Raw genomic sequence first — 4,725 nt, forward strand, 5'->3', positions numbered from 1 at the left:
ACTGTGGCGGGTATACAATAACGGCGAGGCGGTTTTTACCGTTCCTTGCCAGGAAGGCGGTGATGTTATAGGATTGGCGCAGATAAGCGCCGTAATGGGTGGTTTTATTAACGCGATGGCCATTCAGGTAAATATCGCAGCCATCATTCACGCCCCTGAAATGCAGCCATACCTGGGCATCGCCGGTGGCAGGCTGTTCTGCAAAGTCTTTTACAAACCAATACGTGTAATGATCGCGGCCGGTGTGGTAAATATCCGGGATCTTTTCATTGTTCATCCCATACATCGGATCGGGCACCTGTTTATTATCCAGGAGAGTGGTGAGCACCGTTCCCGGTACTGTTGCCGGCGTCCAGCCGGAGAGGGCGTACCCTGGGTTGGAGAGTTGCTGACCGCTGACTTTCACGCCGGCAACATTACTGCATTGCCATCCGCTGTTGAGCTCATATTTTTCCTGCGCTGATAATCTTAAAAAAGATAAGAACAGCAGGCAGGAGATCGCTGATTTCCGAAACATAGTGCTTTATTTTACGGTCATTGTTCAATGCCGCAAAGATAGCACAACCGTATCCCGGATCAAAGCGGACGTTTCCCGTCGAAGAGCGGAAAATGTCCATTTATAAAATAAGCTGGCTTTATTGTTTTTCGGACAGTTCTTTTACTTTTTCCAGTGCCTGGGGCCATGTTTTGGTAAAATAGTCCTTGAATTCATCGGCGAGATCCATATCTACCAGCAACTCCGTTTTACCGTTAACGTTAGTAAGCGTATAATTCTCAAACGCGCCCGCCCAGGCTTTCACCTTATCGCTGGTAACGTCTTCCACCCCATTGTTTATTTCACCGAGGTGCTGAAACGACATGTACTCATTCGGCACTTTGTCTGCAATACGGGCTACCATACCCTCGTTGCTGTCGCCCAGGAATAATACCTTACTTCCTTTTTCCCAGGTGGTTTCCACCCTGGAACCTTCTGCGAAAACAGCCGTCCACTGGCGGTAGGAAGCATCACCCCAAAGCACTTCCCATACTTTTTCACGTGGGGCGTCGATGGTAATTTTGAATGTTGATTTTTCCATGGTCATTAATTTACAGGGTTCATAATTTGTTTATTGTATTTATTGCGGTACTCCAATGGGGTAAGTCCTGTTACTTTTTTAAACATGGTACGGAATGTTTTGGTGTCAACATATCCCACGTCGTAAATTACTTCATTCACATTTTTTGTACTGGTTTCAAAATCGCGTTTCGCCGCTTCTATTTTTATCCGCTGAATATATTCTACCACCGTGTTACCGGTCGATTTTTTGAATCTTCTCTCAAAAGTCCTTCTTCCTATAGCCGACATATCCGACAGTTGTTCCACCGTAATTTTATCCTGGTAGCTGGATTCAATAAATTGCTGGGCTTTGAGGATAGGTTCATCGTTATGGGCTTTTTGTCCTTCAAAAATAATGAAGGGCGACTGGCTCTGGCGGTCTATATCAATGGCATATGCCTTGGCGGTGAGGATGGCAATATCCCTGCCTGCATATTTTTCTACCAGGTAGAGAATGAGGTTAAGATAGGAATAGGCGCCGCCGCTGGTATAAATACGCTCGTCTTCCGTGATGATCCTGTTGTCCATCAGTTGTACATCAGGAAACATGGTCCTGAACTCCTGCGCCATTTTCCAGTGGGTAGCGCATTGTTTTCCTTTGAGCAGCCCGGTGGAGGCCAGGAAAAAAGCGCCGAGGCACAGGCTGGCAACAGAAGCGCCCTGCTGGTATTGCTCCCTGATCCAGGGAACAAAGTCCTTATTCAGCTCCGCAGCCTTCACCTGATCCCCGTGGAGGGAAGGGATAATCACCAGGTCTGTTTTCTTTACTTCATTTATCAGCACCTCCGGCGAGATGGTAAATAAGCGGTTACGCTGGCTTACTTCCGTTTTCAGACCTACCAGCTGCACCTGGAACATTGGTTCCCGGCCTTTTTCAGCGAGAAAATTATTGATATCGGTCAGGATCTGGTAACTGCCTTCGATGTTAACTAAACTGGTATGCCCGAGGGGAACCAGGATGGAAATATGTATCATACACTGCTATTATAATAATTTATGCCGCAATTAGCCTGAGAATTGTCGCTATACACCCCTGTTACTTAACCGAACCATTACGACTTTTGCATTATGACGCTAATTCAAAAAATCCGGTTTTAAGATGACCTTCATCCATACCTACCTTACTTTTAACGGCAACTGCCGGGAAGCAATGACTTTCTACAAGGAATGTCTTGGTGGAGAGTTAAGGCTCCAGACCATTGGCGATTCGCCTGTTTCGGCGGAGATACCTTCGTTCATGAAGCCATTCATTCTGCATTCGAGTCTTACCAAAGGCAACCTGGTACTTACTGCTTCCGATATGGTGCCAGAATCGGGGCTTACCGCCGGCAACACCGTTTCTTTATTGCTGGACTGTAACAGTGAAGAGGAAGCCCGTACTTTTTATGCCCGTCTTTCTGCAGATGGTATTGCCACGCATCCGCTGGAAAGTACTTTCTGGGGGGCTTTGTTTGGTGGGCTTACGGATAAATTTGGTCTTCACTGGCTTATTAATTTTGAAGGTAACAGCCGGCAATAAAGTTACTATTTACCGTTAAATGCTTTCTCAAGCGCTGCAATATCCAGTTTCACCATTTTCATCATGGCCTGCATGGCTCTGCCTGCCTTTTCCTTATCCGGGTGGCTCAGTAATCCAGGCATAATGGTAGGCGTAATCTGCCAGGATAAACCATATTTATCTTTCAGCCAGCCGCACTGCCCTTCCTTTCCTCCGCCGGCAGTGAGCCTGGACCAATAGTAGTCTACTTCCTCCTGTGTTTCACAGTATACCGTAAAGGAAACCGCTTCTGTGAATGGGAATTGCGGCCCCGCATTGATAGCCAGGAATTCCTGTCCTTCCAGGGAAAAAGTAGCGGCCAGCAAGGTACCTGCAGGCACGGACGTTCCTTCTCCATAATATGATTTATCTTTTATTTCTACATTTTTAAAGACAGATGAATAGAAACTGATAGCTTCTTCCGCATTGAAGTTAAACCATAACGATGGTGTGATCTTTTGCATAACGATAGATTAAAATTTTAAGATGTTCATTTCGTTACAAAGATACCGGCCCTCTTTTTCTCATTTACGGTGCAAAAGCGACATTCTTTAGGGGCGCTTGCGACAATGCGGAGATTGTCTGACTCAGGATTAAACTGATTATACTGATTACGCTGATTTTTTTTGGGATTTTATAACTGATTTTAAAAAGATTCAGGAAGATTTAAGCAGATACTTTCGCTTAGATCTTCCCAGATCTTTTTTAATCCTATAAATCATTCCAAAATCAAATCAGCGTAATCAGTATAATCAGTTTAATCCTGAGTCAGACAAAATCCGCGTAAATGGTTTATTTTGTAGTTCATTTACTACTTATGAAGCTAAAATTCCGCACAAGCATCCTTGGGCTTATTTTAAGCCTGTTAGGCAGCGCTGTAAGCCAGGCGCGACAGGACATCTCCCCGCAATTTCGTGTTATTGCTTTTTACACCGCTAAAAATGACGCCGCGCATATCAGTTTTGTACATGAGGCCAATAAATGGTTTCCGGAAATGGCGGCAAAGTATCATTTCAGTTACGACTCCACAAACAACTGGCAAAACCTCAATGCAGTATTTTTGTCAAAATACCAGGTGGTGATCTTCCTGGATACAAGACCGGAAGATCCTGCACAACGCGCCGCTTTCCGGGAATACATGGAGCATGGCGGCGGATGGATAGGCTTTCACTTTGCAGCATTTGCGCTTACGCCATCTGCCTTTCCGCAAAACTGGGACTGGTACCACAATACCTTCCTGGGCTCCGGATCGTATGCCAGCAATACCTGGCGTCCTACGCCGGCTATATTGCGGGTAGAAAACCGCCCCCACCCCATTACCCAAAACCTGCCGGATACTTTTTCTACCGCTCCCAATGAATGGTACCGCTGGAGCAACGACCTCCGTAAAAACCCCGACATCAGTATACTGCTGTCTGTTGATTCCAGCAGCTTCCCGCTGGGCACCGGACCTAAACCACACGAGATCTGGCACAGTGGCTATTACCCCGTGGTATGGACCAATAAAAAGTATAAGATGCTATATGTGAATATGGGGCATAATGATATCGACTACGAGCACCATACCAATAAGGAATTATCTTTCACTTTTGCGAATGAAATACAGAACAGGATGATCCTGGATGCATTGCAGTGGATGGGGAAGAAGGAATAACAAACAATGGGCAGGGTGTAGATCCGTGCCCATTCTTTATTACTTTGCCTGCAAGGTGGCAATAGTTTGCTGTTGCTCCGCCACCTGTTTATTCAGGCGCTCCACGTTTTTATTCAATTGAATAATATAGAGGGTCAGTTCTTCTACTTTCTTTAATAACTGCTGGTCAAAATCCCCAAGATCCAATCCTTTCTCCAATACTTCTTTTTCCGAAGGGATGCCTTCCAGGTGCTTTTTCGCAGTAACAAAGTTTTCTACCTGCTGGAGGGAGGGTAACTGGTAATCCGGATGGAATACATAATCGGCCCAGGCGCCTTGCTGTACTTTAACGCGACGCGCGCCGAGCGTGCCGTCTACAGTGAGTTTGTAATTGGCTACCGGAACGGAGCCGCCGATACTGATATTACCGGTATTTCCATCTGCAATCATAAAATAATT

The 4,725-nt window shown here is 45.8% G+C and carries 6 protein-coding genes and 1 pseudogene; 2 read left to right on the top strand and 5 right to left on the bottom strand.

The features are described from left to right. The 3 genes from VIM72_RS14570 to VIM72_RS14580 form a co-directional block, all read right to left on the bottom strand. The coding region (locus tag VIM72_RS14570) for a glycosyl hydrolase 2 galactose-binding domain-containing protein (protein WP_332003553.1) at window positions 1–517 on the bottom strand (517 nt) is incomplete at its 3' end. 118 nt (window positions 518–635) lie between these two features. Then, window positions 636–1,076, bottom strand: coding sequence for an SRPBCC domain-containing protein (locus VIM72_RS14575; protein ID WP_332003554.1), 441 nt, complete (start codon window positions 1,074–1,076; stop codon window positions 636–638). A 5-nt stretch (window positions 1,077–1,081) separates the two neighbouring features. After that, complete coding sequence (locus VIM72_RS14580) at window positions 1,082–2,071, bottom strand: GlxA family transcriptional regulator (RefSeq protein WP_332003555.1); 990 nt, start codon at window positions 2,069–2,071, stop codon at window positions 1,082–1,084. A 124-nt stretch (window positions 2,072–2,195) separates the two neighbouring features. Here VIM72_RS14580 and VIM72_RS14585 point away from each other — a divergent pair, with 124 nt between their 5' ends. Then, on the top strand, window positions 2,196–2,615 hold the full coding sequence (locus VIM72_RS14585) for a VOC family protein (protein ID WP_332003556.1): 420 nt from the start codon (window positions 2,196–2,198) through the stop codon (window positions 2,613–2,615). A gap of 5 nt (window positions 2,616–2,620) precedes the next feature. Here VIM72_RS14585 and VIM72_RS14590 read toward each other — a convergent pair whose 3' ends face one another. Next, the gene (locus VIM72_RS14590; RefSeq protein ID WP_332003557.1) at window positions 2,621–3,097 is read right to left on the bottom strand and encodes a VOC family protein; all 477 of its coding nucleotides are present in this window, start codon (window positions 3,095–3,097) and stop codon (window positions 2,621–2,623) included. Window positions 3,098–3,450: 353 nt separating this feature from the next. On the opposite strand from VIM72_RS14590, the gene VIM72_RS14595 reads away from it, so the two are divergent. Continuing rightward, window positions 3,451–4,287 carry a ThuA domain-containing protein gene (locus tag VIM72_RS14595; protein ID WP_332003558.1) on the top strand — a complete coding sequence of 279 codons (837 nt, stop codon included), beginning with the start codon at window positions 3,451–3,453 and terminating at the stop codon, window positions 4,285–4,287. Between the two features lie 39 nt (window positions 4,288–4,326). On the opposite strand, the pseudogene VIM72_RS14600 reads toward VIM72_RS14595, so the two are convergent. Then, a pseudogene (locus VIM72_RS14600) lies at window positions 4,327–4,725 on the bottom strand (hypothetical protein); the annotation flags it as partial.

The sequence above is a fragment of the Chitinophaga sp. genome, from assembly GCF_036569185.1.
Taxonomy (GTDB): domain Bacteria; phylum Bacteroidota; class Bacteroidia; order Chitinophagales; family Chitinophagaceae; genus Chitinophaga.

Bases quoted from the DNA above. Each gene is read 5' to 3' on its own strand.
- VIM72_RS14590 (WP_332003557.1), bottom strand. From the start codon at position 3,097: ATGCAAAAGATCACACCATCGTTATGGTTTAACTTCAATGCGGAAGAA.
- VIM72_RS14585 (WP_332003556.1), top strand. From the start codon at position 2,196: ATGACCTTCATCCATACCTACCTTACTTTTAACGGCAACTGCCGGGAA.
- VIM72_RS14575 (WP_332003554.1), bottom strand. From the start codon at position 1,076: ATGGAAAAATCAACATTCAAAATTACCATCGACGCCCCACGTGAAAAA.
- VIM72_RS14580 (WP_332003555.1), bottom strand. From the start codon at position 2,071: ATGATACATATTTCCATCCTGGTTCCCCTCGGGCATACCAGTTTAGTT.
- VIM72_RS14595 (WP_332003558.1), top strand. From the start codon at position 3,451: ATGAAGCTAAAATTCCGCACAAGCATCCTTGGGCTTATTTTAAGCCTG.